Origin of the sequence: Duganella violaceipulchra (assembly GCF_019166075.1) — a bacterium.
Lineage (GTDB): Bacteria > Pseudomonadota > Gammaproteobacteria > Burkholderiales > Burkholderiaceae_D > Rugamonas > Rugamonas violaceipulchra.
Map to the genome: position 1 here is coordinate 1 of NZ_JAHTGR010000070.1, position 1515 is coordinate 1515.

A 1515-nucleotide genomic window follows, 5' to 3' on the forward strand; every position below is an offset into this window, starting at 1 on the left:
CCAGTGCGGCCAGGGTCGGCGCGGTAAATACGCTGCGCACTTCGACGCTCCAACCTTGCTGGCGCAGGCGTTCAATCAGGGTGACGACCATCAGCGAGTGTCCGCCCATCTCGAAGAAGTGGTCGTGGCGCCCGATTTGCGCCAACCCCAGCAAGTCTTGCCAGATCTGCGCGAGCGCCTCTTCAATCGCTCCTTGCGGCGCCTCGTAGGCACGGCTGACGACGGCGCTCTTGTCCGGCGCCGGCAGCGCCTTGCGGTCGAGTTTGCCGTTGGCGGTCAGCGGGAATGCGTCCAATGTCACGAACGCGCTGGGCACCATGTACTCGGCCAGGCTGGCCGATAGCTGCTCACGCAAGTTGGTTGCCGACAAGGCCCCTTCTTCCGCCCCTGCTTGCGCGATCACGTACGCCACCAGCCGCTTGTCGCCCGGCTGGTCTTCGCGTGCGATCACAATCGCTGCGCGCACGCCTTCGCAGGCCGCCAGCCTGGCTTCGATCTCGCCCAGCTCAATCCGGAAACCACGGATCTTGACCTGGAAGTCGTTCCTTCCTACATACGCGATGTTGCCATCGGCTAGCCAGCGGCCCAGGTCGCCGCTCTTGTATAGCCGCGCTTCCGCCTGCGCACTGAACGGATCCGGCAGGAAGCGCTCTGCCGTCAACTCCGCACGGTTCAAATAGCCGCGCGCCACTCCCGCTCCCCCAATATAAATCTCGCCCGTCACCCCAACCGGCACCGGTTGCAGGTGGGCGTCGAGGATGTAGAGTTGGGTGTTGGCGATTGGACGGCCTATGGGGACTATCCCCGCATACCGGCCATGTTTGCAGTGCCACGAAGTGACATCAATGGCCGCCTCGGTTGGCCCATAGAGATTATGCAATTCAATGGCTGGCAAATACGCGTGGAATTGAGTTTGCAGGGAATGCGATAGTGCTTCACCACTGCATAAAACACGGCGCAGCGCGTGACATTTTTCGGTATCGGCTTGATTGAGAAAGATTTGCAGCATTGATGGCACGAAATGTGCCATCGTGATGCGAGCACGATCTATCACAGTGGCCAGATATTGTGGGTCCTTATGGCCTTCTGGTCGTGCCATCACAATTTGAGCGCCGGCCAGTAAAGGTAGAAAGAATTCCCATACTGAGACGTCAAAGCTGAATGGTGTCTTTTGCAATACACGATCATCTGAGCGCAGGCAATATTCATTCTGTGCCCATAACAGTCGGTTGACGACACCACGATGCTGATTCATCACCCCCTTGGGCATCCCGGTCGAGCCCGAGGTATAGATCACATACGCCAGGTGCCGCGCCGTCAAGCCCAGCTGCGCCGGCTCGGGATTGTGCGATGCTTGACGCGCCATGGCCGCGCCGTCTTCCTCTCCGTCGAGCAGCAGCACCGGTATCGCCAATCCCGCTTCGGCCGCAGCCGGCAGGCGCTCTTGCATCCCCGTCTGCGTCAGCAGCGCCACCGGCGCACTGTCTTCCAACATGTATGCCAGACGCTCCTGGG

General features: G+C 60.4%; 1 protein-coding gene. It reads right to left on the reverse strand.

Annotated elements, in window-relative coordinates:
• On the reverse strand, window positions 1-1515 hold a 1515-nt coding region (locus KVP70_RS32985), incomplete at both ends, for a non-ribosomal peptide synthetase (RefSeq protein WP_217946663.1).